The 24259-nt window shown below is 47.9% G+C and carries 19 protein-coding genes, 2 tRNA genes and 1 riboswitch; of the genes, 10 read left to right on the plus strand and 11 right to left on the minus strand.

The window, feature by feature from the left end:
• Positions 1-17 precede the first annotated feature (17 nt).
• Positions 18-1118 (minus strand): redox-regulated ATPase YchF, encoded by a 1101-nt coding sequence (ychF, locus tag AC58UX_RS28100; protein ID WP_497258914.1) that lies wholly within the window; start codon positions 1116-1118, stop codon positions 18-20.
• A gap of 78 nt (positions 1119-1196) precedes the next feature.
• The gene (locus AC58UX_RS28105) at positions 1197-1931 is read right to left on the minus strand and encodes a PilZ domain-containing protein (protein ID WP_497258916.1); all 735 of its coding nucleotides are present in this window, start codon (positions 1929-1931) and stop codon (positions 1197-1199) included.
• A 125-nt stretch (positions 1932-2056) separates the two neighbouring features.
• Positions 2057-2143: riboswitch (cyclic di-GMP riboswitch) on the minus strand.
• Between the two features lie 276 nt (positions 2144-2419).
• Here AC58UX_RS28105 and tadA point away from each other — a divergent pair.
• Positions 2420-2857 (plus strand): tRNA adenosine(34) deaminase TadA, encoded by a 438-nt coding sequence (gene tadA, locus AC58UX_RS28110; protein WP_497258974.1) that lies wholly within the window; start codon positions 2420-2422, stop codon positions 2855-2857.
• Positions 2858-2886: 29 nt separating this feature from the next.
• Here tadA and AC58UX_RS28115 read toward each other — a convergent pair whose 3' ends face one another.
• On the minus strand, positions 2887-3369 hold the full coding sequence (locus tag AC58UX_RS28115) for a DUF1648 domain-containing protein (protein ID WP_497258918.1): 483 nt from the start codon (positions 3367-3369) through the stop codon (positions 2887-2889).
• A 172-nt stretch (positions 3370-3541) separates the two neighbouring features.
• Here AC58UX_RS28115 and AC58UX_RS28120 point away from each other — a divergent pair.
• Positions 3542-3615: transfer RNA gene (locus tag AC58UX_RS28120), tRNA-Arg, on the plus strand.
• A 543-nt stretch (positions 3616-4158) separates the two neighbouring features.
• Positions 4159-4479, plus strand: coding sequence for a hypothetical protein (locus AC58UX_RS28125; protein ID WP_497258920.1), 321 nt, complete (start codon positions 4159-4161; stop codon positions 4477-4479).
• Between the two features lie 208 nt (positions 4480-4687).
• Here AC58UX_RS28125 and AC58UX_RS28130 read toward each other — a convergent pair whose 3' ends face one another.
• Positions 4688-5020 carry a hypothetical protein gene (locus AC58UX_RS28130; protein WP_497258922.1) on the minus strand — a complete coding sequence of 111 codons (333 nt, stop codon included), beginning with the start codon at positions 5018-5020 and terminating at the stop codon, positions 4688-4690.
• A gap of 165 nt (positions 5021-5185) precedes the next feature.
• Between AC58UX_RS28130 and AC58UX_RS28135 the strand changes: the two genes are divergently transcribed.
• From AC58UX_RS28135 to AC58UX_RS28165, 7 genes are all read left to right on the plus strand, one after another.
• Complete coding sequence (locus AC58UX_RS28135; protein ID WP_497258924.1) at positions 5186-6391, plus strand: MFS transporter; 1206 nt, start codon at positions 5186-5188, stop codon at positions 6389-6391.
• 154 nt (positions 6392-6545) lie between these two features.
• A complete protein-coding gene (locus tag AC58UX_RS28140) occupies positions 6546-8705 on the plus strand; it encodes a Sip1-related alpha-galactosidase (protein ID WP_497258926.1) in 2160 nt (719 codons plus the stop codon).
• A gap of 210 nt (positions 8706-8915) precedes the next feature.
• Entirely contained in the window at positions 8916-11381 is a 2466-nt protein-coding gene (locus tag AC58UX_RS28145; protein WP_497258928.1) for a GH116 family glycosyl hydrolase, read from the plus strand.
• 42 nt (positions 11382-11423) lie between these two features.
• Positions 11424-13721, plus strand: a complete 2298-nt coding sequence (locus tag AC58UX_RS28150) for a helix-turn-helix domain-containing protein (RefSeq protein ID WP_497258930.1) — start codon at positions 11424-11426, stop codon at positions 13719-13721.
• A 194-nt stretch (positions 13722-13915) separates the two neighbouring features.
• On the plus strand, positions 13916-15358 hold the full coding sequence (locus AC58UX_RS28155; protein WP_497258932.1) for an extracellular solute-binding protein: 1443 nt from the start codon (positions 13916-13918) through the stop codon (positions 15356-15358).
• Between the two features lie 97 nt (positions 15359-15455).
• A complete protein-coding gene (locus tag AC58UX_RS28160; RefSeq protein ID WP_497258934.1) occupies positions 15456-16349 on the plus strand; it encodes a carbohydrate ABC transporter permease in 894 nt (297 codons plus the stop codon).
• A 16-nt stretch (positions 16350-16365) separates the two neighbouring features.
• Complete coding sequence (locus AC58UX_RS28165; RefSeq protein ID WP_497258936.1) at positions 16366-17196, plus strand: carbohydrate ABC transporter permease; 831 nt, start codon at positions 16366-16368, stop codon at positions 17194-17196.
• A 217-nt stretch (positions 17197-17413) separates the two neighbouring features.
• Here AC58UX_RS28165 and AC58UX_RS28170 read toward each other — a convergent pair whose 3' ends face one another.
• The 7 genes from AC58UX_RS28170 to serS form a co-directional block, all read right to left on the minus strand.
• Entirely contained in the window at positions 17414-17536 is a 123-nt protein-coding gene (locus tag AC58UX_RS28170) for a hypothetical protein (protein ID WP_497258938.1), read from the minus strand.
• A gap of 27 nt (positions 17537-17563) precedes the next feature.
• Positions 17564-17734 (minus strand): small acid-soluble spore protein P, encoded by a 171-nt coding sequence (locus tag AC58UX_RS28175; protein ID WP_497258940.1) that lies wholly within the window; start codon positions 17732-17734, stop codon positions 17564-17566.
• 18 nt (positions 17735-17752) lie between these two features.
• A complete protein-coding gene (locus AC58UX_RS28180; RefSeq protein ID WP_497258942.1) occupies positions 17753-17908 on the minus strand; it encodes a hypothetical protein in 156 nt (51 codons plus the stop codon).
• A gap of 20 nt (positions 17909-17928) precedes the next feature.
• Positions 17929-18276: a hypothetical protein gene (locus AC58UX_RS28185; RefSeq protein WP_497258944.1), complete on the minus strand. Its 348-nt coding sequence runs from the start codon at positions 18274-18276 to the stop codon at positions 17929-17931.
• Between the two features lie 121 nt (positions 18277-18397).
• The gene (locus tag AC58UX_RS28190; RefSeq protein WP_497258946.1) at positions 18398-22564 is read right to left on the minus strand and encodes a choice-of-anchor I family protein; all 4167 of its coding nucleotides are present in this window, start codon (positions 22562-22564) and stop codon (positions 18398-18400) included.
• A gap of 158 nt (positions 22565-22722) precedes the next feature.
• Positions 22723-22809: transfer RNA gene (locus tag AC58UX_RS28195), tRNA-Ser, on the minus strand.
• Between the two features lie 83 nt (positions 22810-22892).
• The gene (serS, locus tag AC58UX_RS28200) at positions 22893-24173 is read right to left on the minus strand and encodes a serine--tRNA ligase (RefSeq protein WP_497258948.1); all 1281 of its coding nucleotides are present in this window, start codon (positions 24171-24173) and stop codon (positions 22893-22895) included.
• Positions 24174-24259 lie beyond the last annotated feature (86 nt).

The raw sequence follows: 24259 nt of genomic DNA on the forward strand, positions 1-24259 counted from the left end.
CTTGTTTTTATAGTTAATTAAACATTGAAACGGAAATGCATAACGTCGCCGTCGTTTACCACGTAATCTTTACCTTCAAGGCGCACTTGGCCTTTTTCCTTCGCACCCGCCATGGATCCCGCAGCAGCCAAATCGTTATAAGAAACAACCTCTGCACGAATAAATCCACGTTCGAAATCCGTATGAATTACGCCAGCTGCTTGCGGAGCCTTCGTTCCTTTACGAATCGTCCAAGCTCTAACCTCTTGCACACCCGCTGTGAAATACGTGTACAAGCCAAGCTTTCTGTACGCTGCTTTGATTAATCTATTCAAGCCGGACTCTTGAAGTCCCAGCTCTTCCAGGAACATCGCTTTTTCTTCATCTTCCAGCTCAGCAATTTCGGATTCAACCTTCGCACTGATGGAAACGACTTCGTTGTTTTCTTTTTCAGCATAAGCTTTCACAATTTTAACGTATGCATTATCGTCCGCAGTTGCAACTTCATCTTCACTCACGTTTGCCGCGTAGAGCACTGGCTTCATCGTTAGCAAATGTAAATCGCGCACTAGAAGACGCTCGTCATCTGTTAAATCCAAGCTGCGTGCTGGCATATCATTATATAAGGCTTCTTTGATTCGTTCCAAACACTCAACTTCAGCTACAACTTTCTTGTCGCCGCCTTTAAGGTTTTTGCGTGAACGCTCGATCTTTTTATCAACCGACTCAATGTCTGCCAAAATCAATTCAAGATTAATCGTCTCGATGTCGCCAATCGGATCGACTTTCCCAGAAACGTGAGTAATATTATCATCCTCAAAACAACGTACAACATGCACAATCGCATCAACTTCACGGATGTGTGCAAGAAATTTATTCCCAAGGCCCTCGCCTTTGCTCGCACCCTTAACCAAACCCGCAATGTCAACGAATTCGAAGGCTGTCGGAACGATGCTCTTCGGCACCACGATTTCCACCAGCTTCTGCAATCTCTCGTCTGGTACTTCTACTACCCCAACATTCGGATCGATCGTACAGAACGGATAATTCGCAGATTCTGCCCCCGCCTGTGTAATTGCATTAAACAATGTCGATTTTCCTACGTTCGGTAGACCGACGATACCTGCTTTCAAAGCCATTGTCGTTACAACTCCTTAATTTTCGAAAATCATCCTTCTTATTATATAGTACTTGGAGGGCAAAAAAAAGCCTGCAAGCTATTGATTGGCTGCAGACTTTTTTTCCATTGCTTTTTTGAACTCGTCATCACGCTTCTGTTCGAAGTAAGTTGCGATCTGATTACGCAGGATAAACCCGCGCAGCGCATTGCTTTGTTCCTCTGGATAGCTTTCGAAAGTAGCCCCGTAATAGTAGCTGTCTTCCAGCTTTTCTTTCCGTATAATTTCCAACTTGCACGGCAGCTCAAAGCCTAAATCCAACTCGACTTGGAGGAGGCACTTTTTATGAAGAATCCCATCGATCATGGAGTTATCATTGATGGTAAACCCAATTCCATTCATTGAGATATTTTTAATCGCGAGTTCGATCGGATTTTCAAGGACATGCTGCTCTTTTTGTGTGATGTTTTGAAAACCGATAATTTGACCCGTATTTTTCACTTCTACCCGCGGGAATTCCCGCTTCTCCGAAAACTTTTTCCGATTCTCAGGTGGATTAATCACAATGAGTGAACCAGGTTCCCTCGCTACGACAGTTGTTTGAAAAACAAACAGACCCGATTTCGTATATAACGTCATTTTCGCTTTATCCCCAAGCTGAAACACATCATATTCCGGCATTTCAATCTCGATGATGTCCCCTTGCGCATAGGTAAGAATACCTGTCGACACGAAATCGTCCTTAGCCAGAACAGCTTTGGAATCGATCAATACTTCTGCATCATATCCTTCTTTACTCCCATACCGTTTCAACGCATCCTGTTTCATCGCCATGTGCACCAACACCTCTCCTTCTACAAATGGATTTTATACAACTTCTCCGCACAAAATAGACAAAGAGAGACTGCTCCATAATAAAGAAGCAGTCCCTCACCTTAATCAATTATTATGCATCGATTTTCGGTAACCAGGCTGCCATAGTTCAATAGAACCGTAGACCCTCAGCTTTGCGTCCTTGCTTTTCAACAAGTTTGCTATTGTCGAACCCTGCTATGTCATCGTATGTAAGATCGTCATTATGGTCTAAAAGACCCACTGTTATCACCATTATACGTAGCCCCTATATTTCTTTCAACTAAAATCCTTGCATGGGCGATGTTTTTATTGTATGAATGTGTAGTGGATGAAATATCCACAGGTTTATAAGTTATACACAATGTTATCCACAGCTTGTTAACAACGAATATTTGTTCTGTTTTTTATTCACATGTGGATAAAATATTATTGCGAGGTGTCCCCCTGTGGATGAACATATTCCCTGGATGCGAGAAGCGATTGGCGAGGCGCTAAAAGCTGAAGCTATCCGCGAAGTCCCGATTGGCGCAATCGTCGTCCATCAAGGTCAAATCATTGGCCGCGGCTACAATTTGCGTGAAACAACCCTAGATCCTCTTGCCCATGCCGAGATGATTGCCATTAAACAAGCGAGCGAGCATTTGCAGGCTTGGCGTCTGTTGGACTGCCAGCTCTATGTGACGCTGGAGCCTTGCCCGATGTGTGCAGGTGCGATTGTACAAGCGCGTGTTCCGCAGGTTATTTACGGTACAGTCGATCCGAAGGCTGGCTGTGCGGGGACGTTGATGAACTTGCTGCAGGAGGACCGGTTCAATCACCGTGTCGATGTGGTCAGTGGCGTTTTGCAAGAGGAGTGTTCGACGATGCTGACGCAATTTTTCCGGAAATTACGGGGAAAAGCTTAGGGGTTATGAGGGGCTTAAGGCCCCTCATTTTACTTTAATTGTATCGAACGAACGATGAAAAAGATGATCGTGCCAAACAGCATCAACAGGATGAAGCCCAACACCCACCAATTCAGATCGGCGTTGCCCTCCTTGGCGCTTTGGACAATAGACCATTCAATGAAGCCGAACAGAATCACAATCACCGCTTTTAAACTGTTCATAAATAAGCGAGCATTCTGGTATTGTTCACGGGCATTCTGAGGCGTAATCGACGTCGGATAATTGTACACGTGCGGGACATTGCTTAGGAGCGTCAAGCCAGCATAAACAATGATGCCTATGAGTGGCAAGGCAATTAGGCTCATTTTGTTCCCCCAACCATCGATCTCCCCTTTACCGTTAAAATGCGTCGGAATCCGCTCAGGCAGGTCCTGCCACACGTAGGCGACATAAGCGATTATACTTACGATGACTACAAGTGAGATGACATCAAGGATGGTTTCTGCTTTGGACTTGGGAAATTGAACCACGGGGCGATGCTCCATATGGCACCTTCTCTCTATGGGTTTAGTCATCGATTATGATGATTGCTTAACCTATTCTTTATTCACTGTATACTTTCCTTGCGAGATACCTTCACTTTGTCCTTGGGCTAAAATGGTTGCACCCCCAAAACATCTCATGTTAGAATGACGATACTATGCGCCCGTAGCTCAGCAGGATAGAGCAACAGTTTCCTAAACTGTAGGTCGTACGTTCGAATCGTATCGGGCGCGTATAGATGATCTTAAACCTTGATAATTCAAGGTTTTTTTGTTTTTTTCAGAAACGTATGGTAGCAATATGAACAACAGTCTGTGTCAAAATATATGTAGACTGTTGCCTAAACCTTATGAGACTGTTGGTATGCCTAGCTAATAGAATTATGTGTAACCTTCTTCTGGTCGATCTCAGGAGGATAAACTAATGTCTATTGGTATTAAATCGGATATCTTCATATTCATTAATTTCAACTGCTAATCTAAATCCTGTCTTCTTATAAGATGTTTCAATGCATGCTTGATAGGTTAGTTTCCACCGATTTTGATAATCTATAAACAGCCTACCTTCGTTGGGGTCATTCAATTGAAGGAGATGATGATATAAGAAAACCGTTTTCGAGTGCATCTCCGCTCGAAGTTTAGTTCGTATGAATAACGAGTATAGCTTTTAAAGAATCAGAACATGTTATTATTAGCCAGGGTTTGGTCAGAGGAATGTTGAGTCAATTGTAAACATCATACTATTTATATTGTTCAAAGGAGTGCGAGCGAAACTTTATGAATATCGAGGAAGAAAAAATTATACAATTGCACGATTGGTGCAAAAAGTTGCAATTTGACCATAGTATTAACACAAAAATGGGCACTCTGGCTTTTAATCCAGTACCAGGTCATTTTCACGTAAAAATATACACAGGTAAACCATATGGTGATGTTAAAACTATTAAGATTACGTATGGTGAAAAAATCAACAAATACTTGGTGCATGTCATTGATACTAACAACGGTATTAATTCTGATGATTATGTTGTAGTATCAAATACATTTGATGAAGTAACGAATGAGGTGTTAAGGCTCCTAAATACAAGACCTCTCTAAAACTCTTGGGATGCTACATAAGAACTTATACTGCCCATTGCATCTATTCAACATCATTCCGTAGCTCAGCAGGATAGAGCAATAGTTTCCTAAACTGTAGGTCGTACGTTCGAATCGTATCGGGCGCGTATTCGAATAACATTCACGTAAAAAAAGACGATAGCTAGTCGGATAATACCCGACTGCGATCGTCTTTTGTTTTAATCTACTAATACCAAGGATAGTATGGATAATAAGGGCGGTAGTATGGGAAAGGTCTGAAGAACGGAAAACCAAAAAGAAAAAACGGAAAATGCTGACGACGAAATCTGCGATATCTATAACCAAATGGTTGTCTACTAGGATCCATTTCCCTTTCCTCGCCACTAACCTCTTCTGGAACTAACATGGTGATGCCTTCCTCGTCCATACCATCGATGATTCCTTCCATTAGTGACCCGTCTCTCATTTGTGCGATAACATGGTAATTTAAATATTTTTTACAATGTGCTTTTACGTCGCCGCCTACAGGATTAGCTTGAATAGGATTTATTGCTGACACGCCTATCCCTCCTTTAACTATCATCAGGATATTCGCCTACTGTGAAAACTGTTACAGCTCTTAAACAACCACGAAGCATCGCCTTTTTGCATAATCTTTTTGACGTTGAGTTAGCAAAAGAAGGATAATAGAGGTATCACTGAATCGAAAGGAGTCTTCACTCCGATGACAACTCGCTCTATTTCTTCTTACCGCATCCCGCTCTTTTGTATAGTCACACTGCTCTTCTGGATGTCCATGTACACCAGCGTTCCGATTATGGCGCCTTATGTAGAGTTTCTCGGGGGAAGCCATCAGCTCGCTGGCTGGATTGTCGGCATGTATGGTATCTCGCAAATGCTGCTCCGTATTCCTGTCGGCATTATGTCGGATCGTTTTCATAAAAGGAGACTGTTCATCACCTTCGGTCTTCTCTTCACCGCCATTACAGGGCTTGGACTGTGGTTCACGCACGATTTTACTTGGATCTTAATTCTCCGAGCACTTGCAGGCGCAGCTGCAGCGACTTGGGTTGATTTTACGGTGTTATTCACCAGCTACTACAAGCATGAAGAGTCTACCAAGGCGATTGGGACTATATCTTTTTTTAACTCACTAGGTCAAGTGTTCGGTATTCTCAGTGCAGGCTGGGCAGCAGATCAATTCGGATGGGAATCCGTCTTTATTTTAGGCGCTGTACTTGGGGTATTGGGGATGATCGGATCTTTCTTTCTCATTGAAAAAGTAGAAAAAGACGCGCCCAAGATCACCTTGCGCGGAATCGGAAACGTGGCGACGGATCGCACGCTCTTATTCGTCTCGCTACTCGCCATTTTATCGCAAGTGCTGATCTTTGCTACGGTGTTCGGCTTCACGCCGGTTTATGCCACACAGCTCGGGGCTGACAAATTCTCGCTCTCCTTGCTCTCCTTGTTCGCCAACGTTCCTGTTGCGCTAGCCTCCCTATTCGGAGGGCGACGATGGGCAGCCAAGTATGGTGAGAAACGCATGGTGGTTACGGGCTTCCTACTCATGGGGATGTTCACCTTTACGATACCCTTCACGCATCATCTCTGGCTGCTCATGATTACTCAGGCGTTAGCCGGCTTTGGTCGTGGACTTTCATTTACCTTGCTCATGGGGATGAGCATTAAACATATGCCAGCGGAAAAGCGGGCAACCGCTATGGGCTTTTTCCAAGCGATATATGGGCTCGGGATGTTCGTAGGCCCTGTTCTTATGGGCATCATCGGCGATTATTTCTCGCTGAATGAAGGCTTTATTGTACTCGGCGTGCTGGGTGCCGGCAGTGCCCTGCTCTCCTATCTGTTCGTTCAAAGCTCAGCTAAGAAACAGCCTTTGGCACCTAACAAGTCTACGATTGCGCAATGATTTTAAACTACAAAAATAAACGGTTTCCTTCAGATTTTCACCTTGGTAGTATGCCTGCTGTCTTGTATGATCAGTGCAAGGTATCGTCACTCCGTAGTTCTGTCCAACTATCGAGTGAGGCAACTAACAAGGTGCGGCACAAGGAGGCAGACCCATGTTTCGCTACAATAAAGAATCCTCTTCCATTCGTTATGACGGCACACCAGCCATCGAACTGGCAGACATTGCTGTTAAAGCGCATATCGCCGGAGAAGGGGAAATCCTGCTCGCTTTGACATCGGCGAAAGATTCGCTGCAAGAAGAGGCAAACGGCTTACGGCTCGATACTCGGCTGGTGTACGAGGACGAAAAAGGCACAATTCAAGCGGAGCTGGTGCTTTCGAGTAACGGACGTTACCAGACCGCATGGGTAAGCGCTGAAATCCGTAACCAATCAGCCTATCATGCCCAGCGACTATTCGCCGCTGAAGGCAGCATTCGCATCTTCATTCACGCATTGACGGGCTTAACAGGCTTGATGGCAAACGCACGGCATAAGGTGTGGTGGACCCGGCCTCATTTTGACACAGACTTGCGCAAGCTGCCCCCACAAACCCAATCGTTGCTGTGGGAAACTGAAAACGGATACGGATACCTCCTTCCTATTTGCGATGAGATCAGCCGCACCGATCTGGCCGGATCTGCAGACGGACTCTCGATTCTTGTCTCTGCGCTGGAGCCAGGACATGAACGAATCCGAGCCTGCTCATTCGTTCTTGGCGCCGAGCTCGATCCGTTCAAGCTGGCGGATGCAGCCGCCAAACAAGGCTTTGCTGCACGCGGTATCGGCGGTGGACCACGGACCGAGAAAGTGTATCCTGACATATTGAATTATCTCGGTTGGTGCAGCTGGGATGCATTCTACCAGGATGTAAGCGAAGACGGCCTAACGCAGAAAGCGGCGGAATTTAACGAGCAAGGGCTGCCTGTCAAGTGGTTCATGATCGACGATGGCTGGTCCAACGTATCCGATAAAATGCTTGTGTCATTCTCTGCGGATAAAACCAAGTTTCCGCAAGGTCTGGGACATGCCGTTCAAGAGTTGAAGCAGCGTTACGGAATCCGCTGGGTCGGCGCCTGGCACAACCTTGCAGGCTATTGGAACGGCATCCATCCGCAAGGCGAAGTGTTCGCAGCGATGAAAGACAACCTGCATCTGACCCGCAACGGCAAATGGATGCCAAACCTGACGGCCGGCCAAAGCTTCGGCTTCTGGCATGCATGGCACTCGTACCTGAAGCTGCAAGGCATCAACCTCGTTAAGGTCGATAACCAAAGCTCGCTGGGCAGCTACTTGGGAGGCGAACAATCGATCGCCCGCGCGGCGCGCGCTGTACATAACGGTCTCGAAGGCTCCGTAGCGCTAAACTTCGGCGAGAGCTGCATCATCAACTGCATGGGCATGGCTTCGGAAAATGTATGGAACCGACCACAGTCGTCCATTTCCCGGAGCAGCAACGATTTTCTGCCGAAAATCGCCAACGGCTTCGGCGAGCATGCGCTGCAAAACGCATACAATTCGTTTTATCACGGCGCCTTCTATTGGGGCGATTGGGATATGTTTTGGACGGGGCACCACGATGCGCTCCCGCATATGGTGCTGCGCGCCGTCAGCGGCGGTCCGCTCTATTTCAGCGATGCGCCGGGGAAGACGAACACCGCGATCATCTGGCCGCTCATTTACAGCGACGGACGCATTATCCGCTGCGACGGAATTGGTCAGCCGACGCAGGATTGGCTGATGAAAGATCCGCTGCGCACGCCGGCGCCTCTAAAGGTGTGGAACACCGCGGGAGGAGCCGGTATCGTCGCTGCGTTCCATGCTTATGACGGCGACGATGTGCTGGAAGGCGATGTCGGACCCGCCGATGTCCCTGGACTCTCAGGAGACACCTTCCTCATCTACGAAGCGTTCCGTCACACCGCTCGCCGAATGCAAGCGGAAGAACGGCTGCCGATCCGCTTGGCACCTCTCGAGGCCGAGCTGTACGTAATCGTTCCGGAGGCAGGTTCGTTCACAGCCATCGGACTGACCGACAAGCTGGTCGCTTCCGATAGCGTGCTGGACGTGCAAATGAACGGAGCGAAAGTGACGGTTCAGCTCAAAGACGGCGGTACATTCTCGTTCGTCTCGAAGCGGAATCCTGTTCAAGCTTCTGTGAATGGCAGCGAAGCAAGCGTGGAAGAGGCGGACGCTGCTCTTGGACTCTACACGATTGCTTGTGAGACTAGCTCCGCATTTACGATCACTACTGTTGAGATTACTTTGGCATAGTCGAACTCACTTTTGTCCTCATCGAGACCAACAACTCGCTGCCGCCCCATGCGGCGCGAGTTTTTTTGCATACGTACATCGTTTGTTGGAGGGCGACCCTACAAAATTTAACGGTTACCTTCATATTTTCATGGTGTAATATGCCTAGCGATCTTGTACGATTAAAGTACCATAATTCCAAATACACCTTCATCAAAGGGGGCAACACCCATGACGGTTAGGTCGTATAACGGCATTTACGAACACGGCAAGAACGCCAGAATCGCGTACCCGCTCGGGGGCGTTGGAGCTGGCTCATTATGTATCGAGGGTACGGGAGCGCTATCGCACATTTCGCTGCGGAACGCTCCTGATTTGACTCTAGAGCCAACGATGTTCTCGGCGGTTAGTATACAACGTGGCGAAGCAACGATCGCCAAAGTTTTGGAGGGCGCGGTGCCGTCCTGGAAAGTATTCGACCGTCCCAACGATGGCAAAGGCTGGGGCAGCAAGCACTATGGACTGCCGCGGTTCGCGGACAGCAGCTTTCAAGCGAAGTTTCCGTTCGCATTGGTAGAACTGACGGACCGTGCGGTGCCTGTTCGTGTGACGGTTACAGGCTGGAGTCCGTTTACACCACCGCATGCGGACAATTCCAGCTTGCCTGTCGCTGCACTCGAATACGAGTTTCATAATGAATGCGACGAAGCACTCGAACTGGTGTACTCGTTTCACGCATCCCATTTCATGAGCAGCGGTTCAGGCAATCATACGATATTGCCGCTCTCGGGAGGCTTCGTGCTGGACCAGCCAGCGCTGGACGGGAAGCCCTGGGAACGAGGTGCATTCGCCGCCGTTGTCGCTGAGGACGGGGTCAAGGTGCACCATACCTGGTTCCGCGGCGGTTACTATGATGCCCGCTCCATGCTATGGAAAGCGATTACAGAGGGTGCGGTGTTGGAATCAGCTCCGGTTACAGACGGCATGCCCAGCCCGGGGGCAAGTTTGTTCCTGCCGTTCCGGCTGGAAGCGAAGCAATCCCGCACGGTGCGTTTGCAGCTATCCTGGTACGTGCCGGATAGCAATCTGCGGGTCGACTACCCCTGGGAAGCGGGTCAACCGGCACTAGACGACGAGACATCGCGGGCTAGCGGCGACGAATGCTACCGTCCTTGGTATGCGGGCAAGTACAACGATATATTCGAGGTTGCCGACGATTGGCGACAGCGGTACGACTTCCTGCACGGTGAAACCGAGAAGTTTACCCGCTGCTTCTACAATTCGACGCTGCCGGATGAGGTTATTGAAGCGGTATCCGCCAATTTGACCATTCTCAAATCGCCGACAGTGATGAGGCAAACAGATGGTCGACTTTGGGGTTGGGAAGGCGTGGCCCTTAAGGAAGGCAGCTGTTTCGGCTCGTGCACGCACGTATGGAACTACGCACATACATTCGCTCATTTGTTCCCTGAGCTAGAACGCAGTCTCCGCCAGTCGGAGTTTCACGAGGGCCAGGATGAGTTCGGCTTCCAAACGTATCGCATTCCGCTGCCGATCCGGCCGATTCTCGGGCAGTATACGTACTCCGCCGCTGACGGACAGCTTGGCGGCATCATGAAGATGTACCGGGAATGGCGGATAAGCGGCAACACCGCATGGCTGCGCGAAATGTGGCCTAAGGTGAAAGACAGCTTGGCCTACTGCATCGATACGTGGGACCCCGATCAGACAGGGACGATCGTCGAACCGCATCATAACACGTATGATATCGAGTTCTGGGGACCTGATGGCATGTGTTGCTCGATGTATGTCGGGGCGCTCAAAGCGGCAACAATGATGGCGCATGAGCTTGAGGAACCAGCAGAGCTATATGATGAGCTATATATGAAAGGCCGCGTTTATTTGGAGGAAATGCTGTTCAATGGCGAATATTTCGAGCAGCAGGTGAGGTGGGAAGGACTTAGGTCACCGTCACCATTGGACGTCGAAGTGAAGGCAGCCTGGGAGGTCGCCTATTCGCCAGAGGCACGCGAACTTTTTTATACAGAGGGACCGAAATATCAATATGCGACAGGCTGCTTGTCAGACGGCGTCATCGGTGCTTGGCTGGCGCATATGTGCGGATTACCAGACATTATCGACCCTGCGAAGGTGAAGAGCCATCTGCTTAGCGTCTACCGCCACAATATGCGGCGCGATTTAACCGATCACGCGAACCCGCAGCGCTCCGGTTATGCGCTGGGGCATGACGGGGGCCTGCTCATCTGCACATGGCCACGGGGCAACAAGCCATCCTTACCTTTTGTTTACAGCGACGAGGTATGGACCGGCATTGAGTACCAAGTCGCATCCCACTTGCTGGCGATCGGCTGCGTGGAGGAAGGGCTCGACATCGTGCGGACTTGTCGTGACCGCTTCGACGGGCGGCTGCGCAACCCATTCGATGAGTACGAGTGCGGCCACTGGTATGCTAGAGCGATGGCGTCCTACGCACTGCTGCAGGCCATGTCAGGGATCCGCTACGATGCCCTGGAACAGAATCTCTCAATTGCCCCCAGCATAGCTGGCGATTTTCGCAGCTTTATTTGTACGGAAAGCGGATACGGTACAGCCGGTGTCCGGGACGGTAAGCCATTTTATGAGCCGGTGTCAGGTCAATTGTTGATCTCACAACTAAACTATTACGCGAAGCGCTAAGGTAAAGTACACCCAATATAGACGAAAAAACGGGGGGATTGCATGGCAAGCCGAATTTTTTCGCCAATTCGCAATATGAAGCTTCATTTCAAATTAATCTTTTCCTTTTCATTCGTATGTCTTCTGGCGTTGTCGATCTTCTCATCCATCACGGTCATGATGTACAAAAATATTTTGATCGAAAAAGAAACGAGCTCGGCGATGCTGAATTTAAAAGCGTTTCAAATGAATCTAGACAGCTATCTGAAAGCGGTCGACTCCGCTGCTTCCTCCATCGTTTATAACCCCGCTATTCAAAGCTATTTTTCCTCCGATGTCAATCAGCTGCCGTCCTATGAGAGACTTCAGGCATACAATCACATCAATGATCTGCTCAAACGAACCCAGCTGAACAACATCGGTCTCAACTCGATCTTCATCATCGACAATTTCAAAAATTTGTTCTCGTTCACAATGAGTCAGGATAGGCTGTCCACCCAGCTGCTGGCCAAAGACGTTTCCGAACAGTATTGGTACCGGCAGGCTAACACATCAAGCGCGCAAAACTATTGGCTGATTACTGATTGGGTCAACGACTCCAAGACGATTAGCCTAGTTCGCGCCATTATTAGCACAAGTACGATGAAGCCACTCGGTTTTATTGTGATATCGGTATCTCCGGAAGTGATGAACAGCTATTTTAGCTCCAGCGAACAAGCCGAAGGAGACTACACGATCTTAGATGATAAAGGGGCGCAGCTAACAGGCAGATCCGGCTTTTCACTACAAATAAATGACGAACAAATAAGCGCCAGTGAGGGCCATTACGCCAAGGAAATGAACGATGAACGCTATATCGTGACCTACGTTAAGCATCCTGCCACCGGTTGGATATTCATGTATGCGCTGGAGGAGAAGAAGCTATTCCACGTGATCGGGTTTATGAATAAAATATGGGTCATCGTTTTCGTATGCACGTTCACGCTGGTCGCACTGCTCTCGCAAATTATTTCCCGCTCCATCGCCAGACCGCTGCACAAGCTGTCACGGCTGCATCGGGAAGTGAAGTACGGCAACCTGAATGTCTCATTCCGTGCTCAATCGCGCGACGAAATCGGACTTCTCGGTGAAAGCTTCAACGACATGGTCGAGCGTATCCGCGACTCCCTGCCGCTGCAGCGTGAGAAGCTGATCCGTTCACTGCTAGAAGGGAACTTAAGCAGCGACGAAATCAAACGAATTAATAGCAAGATCGGCCTGCCGCTACAGCAGCCGTTCTTCCAGGTGGCGATCCTTGATATCGGAAGAAGCAGCGGTGACCAGCTAGACGACGATGATTCGTTCATCCGGAACTTTCAGGATGAGCTGACCAAATACTCGGTGCTGCATGCCTTCTCCTACATCCAGCTTGCGCCGGAACGATTCTGTGTCATCTTCAACGATAACGAGCAGGAATCGCAGCGCATCGTCGGCGAGCTGGCGGAAGCCGTCCGGCTAGATGACAACAGCCCGCTTGTGCACGCCTATTTCGGCAATCCGTACGATGAGGTTTACTTTGTTAAGCAATCGTTCGAAGAAGCGAAGCAGCTGATGCAATATCGTCTCTATAACCATTCCGATTTTATGGGCTTCAGCTATATCGATTCGCAGCTGTGGCAGGTGTCTTATCCGGAAACGTACGAAAGCCGGCTTCTTCACTATATTGAAACGACCGATCTCGAGAAATGTGGGCAAGTGCTTGCCGAATTCGAAGATTATGTGGTCAGCAGCAAAGTGAAGCCAGCCTCGATCATGATTTTCATCAACACGATCTACTCACATCTATGCAAAACCGTGCTTAAGCAAGGCGAACAGCCGGAGGAGTGGTTCGGCAGGGAGTTTACAGGCAGCTTCCAAGCTGAGCTTTCCATTAAAGCGAGAATGAAAGAGCTAGAGCGCACAATCGCCGTGTTTATCGGCGCTATGCACAAACGCGCTCAGGTTCCACTCAATCCGAAGATCCAAAAGGCGATCGCTATTATTGAAAAAGAATATAACAATCCGGATCTTAGTACAGAATTCGTCGCCGACGCCCTAGGACTTCACGCCGGATATTTCAGTCAATTATTCAAGAAAGAGACCGGCAGGAACTTCATCGAGTTCCTCGGCGATCTTCGTTTGAATAAGGCGAAGGATCAACTCAAGGGTACCGTGCTCAAAGTGAAGGAGATTGCGGCCTCGGTTGGATATTTGGATTCGCACTATTTCGGCATTTGGTTCAAAGAGAAAACCGGCCTGACCCCGTCGCAATTCCGAAAGAATGGGATTGTAACAGGCTTTGATCGCAGCCCTGCGATGGAGGTTAGTCTCCTTCAACAATGAGGCCATCTCTTAGATCAGGTCAATTTACTAATAAAACATAGAAAATTTAAATATGGGGAGTGAATCTTCAAATATCCCCCTCCTTTCTTGAATAATTCCCCTTATATTCACGAGCTTGCGGGTGCTATGGTGAAGTCGGAATCGGGACAGCGATTCCATCGTTTTCATAAATCTCATAGGGAGGTCGAAGGTGTATGAGTTGGTTAGGAAATGCACTTAAATCAAAAGCCGCACACGTTTCGCTAATGGGTACGTTAGCGCTGACTGTAGTAGCAGGCTGCAGTAACAGCAGTGGAGGATCAGCTACCAGCAGTCCTACAGCATCCACATCGACGACAACAGCAACTGCAGCAGCTTCCACGGCACCTACCACGAAAGCGGAACCGAGCATTGAGCTCAATATTTGGATGCCGCCGCAGCTTAAGCTTAATGCGACAGACAAAGACGATTGGGTAACGCAATACCTGATTCCAGAATGGAACAAACTTCACCCAACAATCAAGATTAAGCCTGAAACGCTTCCTTGGGATGGAATTAACGAGAAGGTCTCAGCGGCAATGGCAGCGAAGACGACGCCGAACATCATCTTCGATTACGGCGGCCGCGTACTTCCATGGGCACAGCTGGGCGCCATTGAACCATTGAATGATGTTATTCCGAAAGAAGATATGGATAAATTTACAAAGAACCCAATGCTAATGAAGATGACTGCGATTAACGGCAACATGATGATCATGCCGTACTCAACAAGCCCAGTAGCGTTGTTGGTCAACAAATCACTATGGGAAGAAGCCGGCGCTGCTAACCTGCTGCCGCAGGACGAATTCCGCACATGGACCCCAGAACAATTCAAAGCTGCTATGAAAGCGGTCGCTAACAAAGACAAAGGCATCTATGGCCTGACAATGTTCGGTCTTAATGAGACAGGAGACCAACTGTACAACAACACCATTTTTGCTTTTGGCGCTAAATTGTTCAATGAGGATTATTCCAAATATGTCGCCGCGGAGGATCCAAAATCCGAAGAAGCGCTTAAATTCTTCCAGTCGCTAGTTGACGAAGGCCTTGTCACACCGCATCCCGAAACGGTATCGGCAGTCAATGCCGGTGACTATTTCAAACAACGCAAGAACGGTATTCTTGTTGCATCCGCAGGTACTTTAACCGGTATCGCGCAAGCGCTCGTCGATGGAACTGCAACCAAGCCGATTAACTATCAATTGGTTAACTTCCCGTCTACAATGCCTGGCAAGTCCGCTCTGAAGATGGAATTTGGTAACGGTGCCGTATTCAAAAACTCCGACGCGACGAAAGTGGAATGGAGTAAGAAGTTCCTCGCTTGGATGTGGCAGCAAACCGACCTCCCGTACCGCGGCGGCAAGGTGTTCCACGTATTTGGTAAAGACGTTGTTTGGACGAAGGATGACAAGGAGCTTGACTTCTTCAACAAAAACGTAACGAAAGCCGGAGACTGGCCGGTTATCGATCCAGGCTGGGGTGTTGTTGGCTACGGCGAGATGAGAGCAGCGATGTTCCCAGAGATGCAGAAGATGTTCATCAAGCAATCGACACCTAAGCAAACGCTCGATGCGATTGCCAAGAAGAATAACGACATTATCACCAAGTATAAGAAATAGATATAACAAGCTTCCAAACGGGCGGGAGGACTCATGCAGAGACGAATTCTTTGCTATGCCCCCGCCCTTCCCATAATTATTGCAAAGGATGGGGACGATGATGAAAGCACTCTACCGGCGTATGAACGCGACGGCGAGAAGAGAAGTGACTGGTTGGCTGTTTATACTGCCGATGATGCTGTTTTTCGTCACCTTTCTTTTCTATCCAATCGCTAAAGCAATCCGTATGAGCATGTATGCGTTCGACTTCAGACATTATTACTTTGATTGGTTTCACAACTACATCGAATTATTCCACAATGAAACGTTCCTTTTGGCCATTAAGAATACAATTATGTTCGTGGTCATTATCGTACCTTCCGTGACAGCTGTTTCGCTCCTAATCGCGGTGGGCATTCAGAACATGTCTCACTTCAAGCAGTCCTTCTTTAAAGCGGCATTCTATATTCCCGGCGTTACATCGGCTGTCAGCTTGACCATGGTATGGGAATACATGTATAACAATCAATTCGGGATCGCTAACTTCGCGCTCAAGAAGTTCGGTATTGAGCCGGTCAACTGGCTTGGAGCCGAGTACGGCGTTATGTCCTTATCCATTATTATGATTACGCTCGCACTTGGCGGTTCGGTCGTCGTGTTAAGCGCTGGCTTGAACGGTATACCGAAAGATTTGTATGAATCTGCGTACATGGACGGGGCTAAAGGCCGCGATACGTTCTTTCGCATTTCGCTGCCACTGCTTAGACCAAGCTTACTGTATGTTATTGTCACCGGTACGATCGGCGCGTTCCAAGTATTCGCCATTATTTTGCTGCTGACGGGCGGCGGTCCGGCTTATAAAACGACAACCATTCTGATGCTGATTTATACCGAAGCCTTCAAAAACTTGAATTATGGTTTGGCAAATGCTATGGGCATCATACTCTGCCTATTGATCGGTTTGATCGCACTCGTCCAATTCCGTGCGCTCAAGTCGGACATTGAATATTAGGAGGAGGATGTGCAAGATGAAGAAAACAAGCCCTTTGCGATGGGTATCCAATACAATTTTGCTGCTTGCAGCCCTGTTCTTCCTGTGGCCATTCTACTGGATGGTCAGTGGTTCATTTAAAAATTTGCGTGTATCCATGCAAATTCCGCCGGAATGGTTTCCAAAGACGCCGTCGTTCCTTAACTACGCACATATTTTTGATGACTATCCGATCCTGCGGTGGTTCGGCAACAGTTTACTCGTGACGCTAGCGACAACCTTTCTCGTGCTGCTGTGTAGTTCACTTGCCGGCTATGCTCTCGCTAAAATCAACTTCAAATCGAGCAAGCCCGTGTTCGTCCTGATCGTCGCCGCAATGTCGCTGCCTCATGCCGTACTATTTATTCCGCTATACCAGATCTTGATTGACTTCAAGCTGATCAATTCTTATTTAGGCGTCATCCTGCCGGCCGTCTCGTGGCCGTTCGGCGTGTTCTTAATTAAGCAGTTCATTCAGACACTGCCGACAGCACTGATCGAGTCCGGACGCATCGACGGCTGCAACGAGTTCAGTATTTATTGGCGCATTATTTTGCCGCTTGCCCTGCCTGGCCTTGCCGTACTCGCGATCTTCACGTTCGTTTCTACGTGGAATGATTACGTCTGGCAGTTGATCGTGTTGACGAAGAAAGAATTGTTTACGCTGCCGCTCGGCATCAAGATCGCACAGAGTACGATCGAGAATGAAATGAACTATGGCGTAGCCATGGCCGGCGCCGTTATTGCGACGATTCCGGTGCTTGCCGTTTTCCTTTACTTCCAGAAGCATTTTACACAAGGAATCACGATTGGTGCGATGAAAGGTTAATGGTTTGTCGCAAAAGCTTGATGAATATCGGTTACTGATTTAAACTACGATTGCGAATGCAATCGCAACCTTATAGACATAGAAAAAAAGAACCCCTAAGGGTTCTTTTTTCGTCGGCATTGATGATATTTCTTTGAACCTTGTTACACATAAAACTTAAGTTAAATCTGCGTATAAAACACGGTAAGTGTCTTTAGCACATCGCCCTCCAGCCTGATTATAACAGGTAGAAAAGTCCTCTTTGCAATGGTTGTTTCGCTTTCGCTAATTGCTCCAACGGAACCACACCTCTCTGCTTGCCGACAATAATAGTATGACCGATTTGCGTTTTTTTAATCATGCTTTTATTAAAAAATTTCGTTGCCTGTTATCCGCCGTGCCCATGGCCTTCCGCAGCGTGTCCGCCGTGATGATTCTGATTCTTCACTTTCTTAGAACCAGACAAGGGCTCTTGATTACCGCCCGGATTATTACGGTTCTTTACATTGCCATTATTAACAAGATTGTCGCCTGCGGAATAATTTTTAGGTTTAGACATGTCTCCTCATCCTCTCATTTACGAGTTTGTTCCTTCGTGATTTAGAGCATCCTGATGCCTATGGTCGTTAACCTTCTGCTGGATTTGCTGCGCATTATGAGCGTTAGCCGGATTGCTATCCAGATCTTTCGCTACATTTTGCAGGTTTTTATCCGGACTCTTTTGCTTCGTCATCAAGGTGTCCTCCTTCTTACTTAAGCGTTGGTGACCTTCTGCAAAGCCTGCGCACACTCATGAATATGCCGCACGTAATCGTCGATTAACGACTGTACGACATCACCGCGTTCGTCAATATGCGTCGTCCCTTGCTGTACATCGATGAGTTCAACCTTCACTTCTCTCGCATCCACATACGTTACTTTAAAATCAAACGAATAGCCGGTATGCCCAGCCGTCAAAATGTGCACACGGATGGCATCCGCATCGCCCTCATCTGCCCAAACTTTTGTTTGATCGGCAGTCTGCAGAACGGTGGGCATAACCCACACCCACTCTTTCACGATTTCAGCTTGATCCACGCTAGGCTTATCTGATTTGCTCATAGGTAACACCTCCACATGATTAAAATGCGGAAGCCGCCTATGTTTTATCCATGTAAAAAAACACCTAATCACTGGCACGAATCGAATTCGTGCTGAGTGAATAAGTGCTTTTCGCAATGCTTTATTTAGCGATTTGCTGAAGGAGCATACCAAGCATCTTCGCCGCTTCTTCGCGCGAAGCCACATCCTTCGGCGCGAAACGATTGCCCGATTTCCCGGAAATAATGCCCGCTTGCTGCAGCGCTTTAGCCGCATCTACCGCAAACGCAGGAATCTCTGCACCGTCTGCAAAAGGTGCAGCAGCTACAACTTGCGGCAAGCTGAGCTTCTGCAGCGCAGCAAACCTGGCGATCATCGTGACCATTTGCTCACGTGAGATGTTGGCAGCCGGCGCGAAGATTCCTTCGCTGACGCCGCTTGTAAGGCCGTTCTCGGATGCCCATTGAACGGACTGGGCATAATAGCTGTCCGCCTTCACGTCGCGGAAGGTGGACGTTTTGAAGGCGTCTAGCTTCGCGCCAGCCATGCGCGCCAGCATTAATGTGAAATCGGCACGGGTAATTTGCGCACCCGGTGTAAATTGGCCTTCTGCTGTGCCATTGATAATATTACGAGCGGCCAGATACGTGATATAGCTCTTCGCAAAGCTACCCGACGTATCGCCAAACGTAATTGGTGCATACCCTACAGCGTATTGTGAAAAATGGCTCACTTTAAAAATCAATGTACCCGTAGCTGCATCGAAATAGGTATTCGTTACTTTGACGAGCTCGCCGTTATCAGCAATATAATAAGCGATGATGGCGTTCGTATCCTCATTCCCTGACGGCTTATACGGTACTTGTACTTCTACCGTACCTCCGTTGAAGCTTGATACAGTTTGCCCGCCTGCTGTAATCGTAAAGTCAAAGACCGGTCGGTCGCCAACGGCAGTTTTTATAGCCTCACGATCTTGTGACGTCATACCCTGAGTAATCGCAGATAGATCTGCTTTCGCAATAGATAGGGATACTTCACCCGTTGCCGCGGAAGAGGCGATAGTTGCCAGCACCTGTTTATCTAAGGTCACAGAACCAATCCCTAAGCCTACTTTTACTTCCGTCGTAGTACTACCCGCAATTTGAATGAGCGATTCTGTTGGTAATTTGATAACCGCTTCTTTGGAAGTCGCGTCTACATCTGCATGAATTTCAAGAATAGATGATTTTTCAGCGGATGCCGACATCTGTTTTAAGGCATTCGATAACTGAGCGGCAGTCAGATTAGCCGTAGACGTGCCCTTGCTATCTTTTACCGTTGGCGTCGTAATCGTCGTTGTTTCTCCCGTTGTTATTGGTTTACTAGGCTCCATTATAGATCCTGAACCCGGGTTGGACGATGTAGAATTGGACGATACACTAACCGTCACATCCGCAGTTGCGTAGCCATCAGGACTTATGGCTGTAATTACCGCGGTACCCGTATTCAGTGCGGATACTAAACCATCTGCGCTAACGTAAGCAACCGTTGAATTAGATGATTTCCAAGTCACTGTGCCCGAACTTACAGCTTCTCCTGCTGCCGTCGTCACCGTTGTTGTAAGTTGGCTTGCAGCCGCTCCTTGGGTAACAGCAAGTGTGGACTTATCTAAACTAATTCGTTGTACATTTAGCTGGTATACCGCAACCGTACCTCCCACCTCATTGGCAACGAGCAGCAATGGATTCCCATTAGGGCTAATGGAAGCAGGGATAAAATCAATACCTTCCGGTCCCGTGTCTGTCGCTAAATTGTCCTTCGGCGTATACACACGTGAGTTCGTATAATTCACAAACTTCGCATTAGCCGGATCTGTCACATCATACGTCATGATGCCCCCAACCCGCTCCAATCCAACAAAGGCAAGAATTTTACTGCCCACTTTTCCTACTTTAATATCTTCAGGCTCTGGACCTTTTTTGGAACTGCGATCGTCTAGAGCTGTCTTACTATTACTCGTGTTGAAGTTATTCGGCACACGCTGTGCAGTGACTTTTTCAAATTCATTGCCACTGTCATACACTGGCGTCATTGTGTTTGCCTGCCAGATCGAGAAGGAACGTCCACCGTACAAGTAGATACCGTCTGATCCCATATCACTTGCAACTTCTACGCCATCATAAGCGGTCTTGCCAGCCAAAAACAGCGCAGCTGGGGAGTTAGGCGTCAAACTGCCTTTCATCGCGCCAATCGTACTTCCATTGCCTCTCACACCCGGCCATTCCGTGACATCCCCCTCATTAGCAGAAAATACATAAGGCACACCATTGATCGTTTGGCTTGCAATGCCATCTGGCATATACATACCGTAAAAGGGTACATTTTCGAATTTTATGGCATTATCTTTCACTAGATCTAATGAATTGCGCGGCAAGTTCAAATCCTTTAAACCTAATCCTTTGATCCAGAGAACCGATTTCGTCGCTAAATCAATCGTTCCAATCGCATTATTTTCTTGGAAAGATACATAGGCTTTGCTATTGTCCTCAGAAAGTGCAATATATTCAGGTTCCAAGTCAAAAACAGCAGCCTGCTTCGTGCCTTCACCCGTAATCTGTCCCGTTGTTGGGGCAGAAGCACCGCGAATATGAACGTTATTATCGATGACGGAAGGATCAGCAAATCTTAATTGTGTCACGCTATCCATGATCGTATCTACGATAGTTATACTTCCTTCTGGATCGATGCCAGCCGTGCGAGGCTCACCTTCATTTGCAGTCAGAATATAACGACCATCCGCTGTAGACTTAATCATATCTGGCTGAACACCCGCGTCGTACATTTTCACCACAGCGCCATCATAATCCAGAACGACGATTTTACCTGCTTTTTTAGAATCTAACTCTTGCACAGATACAGATATTTTCTTGGTGGTCGTATTCACATCCACACTTGTCAGGTCGCCGTAAAGAAAGCCGTTATTTTCAACTAAATCTTTGACTTTAATCGTTTTTTCCTTAACTAAGCCTTGCACAAGATCTAAACGAACGATATCTAAGCTAGGTGGATTCCCCGAGCCATTAACCAGATAGAACTTATTGTTATCCTTGTTGTATTTCACAATCTCGGCGACACCGCCGTCTTTATTCGTAATTCCTACTTTAAAATCAGTCAACTTCGTGATACTGATCGTATCTTTGAAAAGGTTAGAAGCGGGCTCCACCTTCATCGTCAAGTAGCGGCCATATTGCGTTAACAAACTATCCGTTACTTTTATGTATACGTTAGAGGTAACGACCTCTGTCGGCTTGCCATAGACTTCACCGGTGACAGCATTAATAGCTAATCCAGCAGGTAATCCTGTGGCTGCGAACGTATATGGAGCTCTTCCTCCATACACATTCATTGCTACCGAGTAAGACTCTTGCTCATAGGCGATAGGAAACGTTTCATTCGAATAGCCAAGTACGGACACATTACCGTCCCATTGCCCGAATGCGCCATATTTAGGCCCTTTAACTGCCAACTCCTGAGTAGTCGAGTCCGAAATCCCGAACTGCCCGAAATCCAGCTTGTTATTATCCGAATCGGTTAATGTCTTCCGACGTACGGATATCTTTTTTGAAGTACCTTCTGATGAGCCTTTGGGATAATCATACTCATATCCATCGATATCTGTTTTGATGTCGATATTATCTCCGTCATTGCTGCCTGTACCTATCATATCCACATATCCGACCGGTTTAGGATCATTAGCGAAAGGATGTTTATTCGCGATATCCAGCTTGGTTTGATTGCTCATCAGCACAACCTTCAAGCCTTTATTATTAATAAAACGCTCGCTCCATAGTTGATCATACGTCGATGTCAAATTCAGCTTCGGTGCAGCTGCTCCTGTCGCTTTCCCAAGGATGAGGAACGAAGATTTGGCTTTAATCGTGCCGACAAGATCAAGTTTATCCCAATCCCCCGTTGGACCTATTTTCGCATCTGATCCACGATCTGCATATTGAAGTGACCAGCCATTCAAGCTGATATCACTGCTCGTTGGGTTATATAGCTCAATAAAACCATGCGAGGACGCCGTATTCCCCGTATCGTTTAGCAGACCGCCGCCATACACCTGATTAATGAACACATGCGGCACCGTAACATCATATGTACCATTCGACTGATATGGCGTTCCTGGTGTAATAGCCACAGCGCTTGCTGGAGCGGCTATAGCTAAAGAACTTATTGTGACTGCCACGGATAAAAGTATCGAGACTACCTTCGTTCCAACCTTCTTCACAGGGTATTCACTCTCCTCATATTGGATGATCTCGTCCATTATAAGAAAAGCTCCAGCGACTAAATACCCACTTTTTGTTAAAATATGATGTAGATTTTGTAAAGCAGCCCTTTGGCTAACCTTCGAAAATTAAAAACAAAAAAAGCCACACGATTTCGAGAATCGCATGACTTTTTGGTTGGGTATTACCTTGGCTACGGAGAGGGTGGGATTCGAACCCACGGAGACCTTGCGACCTCGGCGGTTTTCAAGACCGCTGCCTTAAACCACTCGACCACCTCTCCACGATAGGCGTCTCCGATTAGGGAGACGACCTTGTGCAGTGACAAAAAGCATTGTAGCACATAAACATAACTCGATGCAAGTCTTATTTTTTTGTGATGACTTTCACGTTGTTCATGTAAGGAACAAGCACGTCAGGAACGATGATCGAACCGTCTGCTTGCTGGTAATTTTCAAGAATCGCAGCCACTGTCCGGCCCAAGGCTAAGCCTGATCCGTTCAGCGTATGTACGAATTCCGGCTTCGCCTTCACATCGCGGCGGAAGCGAATATTCGCTCTGCGCGCTTGGAAGTCCTCGAAATTCGAGCAGCTCGAGATCTCGCGGTATGCACCGCTGTTCGGCAGCCATACTTCCAGATCGTACGTCTTCGCCGATGTAAAGCCAATATCACCTGTACAGAGTGACAGCACGCGATAAGGCAGCTTCAGAAGCTGTAGGACGCGCTCAGCATGCCCTGTAAGCTTCTCCAACTCGTCGTAGGAGTCTTCGGGCTTCACAAGCTTTACAAGCTCAATTTTGTTGAATTGGTGCTGTCTGATTAAGCCACGTGTATCACGACCAGCGGATCCGGCTTCCGAACGGAAACAAGCGCTGAACGCCACGAAGTTAACCGGCAGCTGGTCAGTCGTTAAAATATCTTCACGGTGATAATTCGTGACCGGTACTTCTGCCGTCGGAATCAGGAAATATTCCGAGTTCTCGACCTTGAACACATCTTCCTCAAACTTCGGAAGCTGTCCCGTTCCCGTCAGACTATCGCGGTTCACGATATAAGGAGGCAACATTTCTTCATAGCCATGCTCATCGCTGTGCAAGTCCATCATGAAGTTGATCAATGCGCGCTCTAGACGTGCCCCTAGCCCTTTGTAGAACACGAAACGCGAACCCGTTACCTTCGCCGCTGCTTCGAAATCTAGGATGCCTAAATCTTGCGCCACTTCCCAATGCGGCTTCACTTCGAAATCGAACTGCGGAATGTCGCCAATGCGGCGCACTTCCACGTTCTCTTCTTCCGTACGGCCCACAGGAACGCTTGCATGAGGCATATTCGGGATGGAGAGCAGAACTTGTTGCAAAGACTCGTCCAAGATACGAATCTCGTCATCGAGCTCTTTAATGCGGTCTCCGACCACTTTCATTTCTTGAATCAGCTCATCCGCATTTTCACCGGATCTTTTACGTCCCGCTACCTCTTGGGATACGGTGTTGCGGCGATTTTTCAGCTGCTCCGTTTCTTGCAGCAGCTCTCTGCGTTTCAGATCTAATTCCGTGAAGCCATTCAGCTCCTCGATCTGTTTGCCGCGGTTTTGCATGGCAGCTTGTACAGCTGCTAAATCACTTCGAAGTAACTTTACATCAAACAAGGAGATTCCTCCATTAGCGCAAAATGGTTTGTATATGGAAGCAAGCACCCATACCGGCAATCCGGTTAACTCGGGGTGCTTGAACC

Source organism: Paenibacillus sp. J22P90 (assembly GCF_059692195.1).

Coding starts and splice junctions, on each gene's coding strand:
- AC58UX_RS28140 (WP_497258926.1), top strand. CDS start 6,546: ATGTTTCGCTACAATAAAGAATCCTCTTCCATTCGTTATGACGGCACA.
- AC58UX_RS28185 (WP_497258944.1), bottom strand. CDS start 18,276: ATGAGCAAATCAGATAAGCCTAGCGTGGATCAAGCTGAAATCGTGAAA.
- AC58UX_RS28150 (WP_497258930.1), top strand. CDS start 11,424: ATGGCAAGCCGAATTTTTTCGCCAATTCGCAATATGAAGCTTCATTTC.
- AC58UX_RS28165 (WP_497258936.1), top strand. CDS start 16,366: ATGAAGAAAACAAGCCCTTTGCGATGGGTATCCAATACAATTTTGCTG.
- AC58UX_RS28170 (WP_497258938.1), bottom strand. CDS start 17,536: ATGATTAAAAAAACGCAAATCGGTCATACTATTATTGTCGGCAAGCAG.
- AC58UX_RS28105 (WP_497258916.1), bottom strand. CDS start 1,931: ATGGCGATGAAACAGGATGCGTTGAAACGGTATGGGAGTAAAGAAGGA.
- AC58UX_RS28145 (WP_497258928.1), top strand. CDS start 8,916: ATGACGGTTAGGTCGTATAACGGCATTTACGAACACGGCAAGAACGCC.
- AC58UX_RS28180 (WP_497258942.1), bottom strand. CDS start 17,908: ATGACGAAGCAAAAGAGTCCGGATAAAAACCTGCAAAATGTAGCGAAA.
- AC58UX_RS28125 (WP_497258920.1), top strand. CDS start 4,159: ATGAATATCGAGGAAGAAAAAATTATACAATTGCACGATTGGTGCAAA.
- AC58UX_RS28190 (WP_497258946.1), bottom strand. CDS start 22,564: ATGGACGAGATCATCCAATATGAGGAGAGTGAATACCCTGTGAAGAAG.
- AC58UX_RS28135 (WP_497258924.1), top strand. CDS start 5,186: ATGACAACTCGCTCTATTTCTTCTTACCGCATCCCGCTCTTTTGTATA.
- AC58UX_RS28175 (WP_497258940.1), bottom strand. CDS start 17,734: ATGTCTAAACCTAAAAATTATTCCGCAGGCGACAATCTTGTTAATAAT.
- AC58UX_RS28155 (WP_497258932.1), top strand. CDS start 13,916: ATGAGTTGGTTAGGAAATGCACTTAAATCAAAAGCCGCACACGTTTCG.
- ychF (WP_497258914.1), bottom strand. CDS start 1,118: ATGGCTTTGAAAGCAGGTATCGTCGGTCTACCGAACGTAGGAAAATCG.
- tadA (WP_497258974.1), top strand. CDS start 2,420: ATGCGAGAAGCGATTGGCGAGGCGCTAAAAGCTGAAGCTATCCGCGAA.
- AC58UX_RS28160 (WP_497258934.1), top strand. CDS start 15,456: ATGATGAAAGCACTCTACCGGCGTATGAACGCGACGGCGAGAAGAGAA.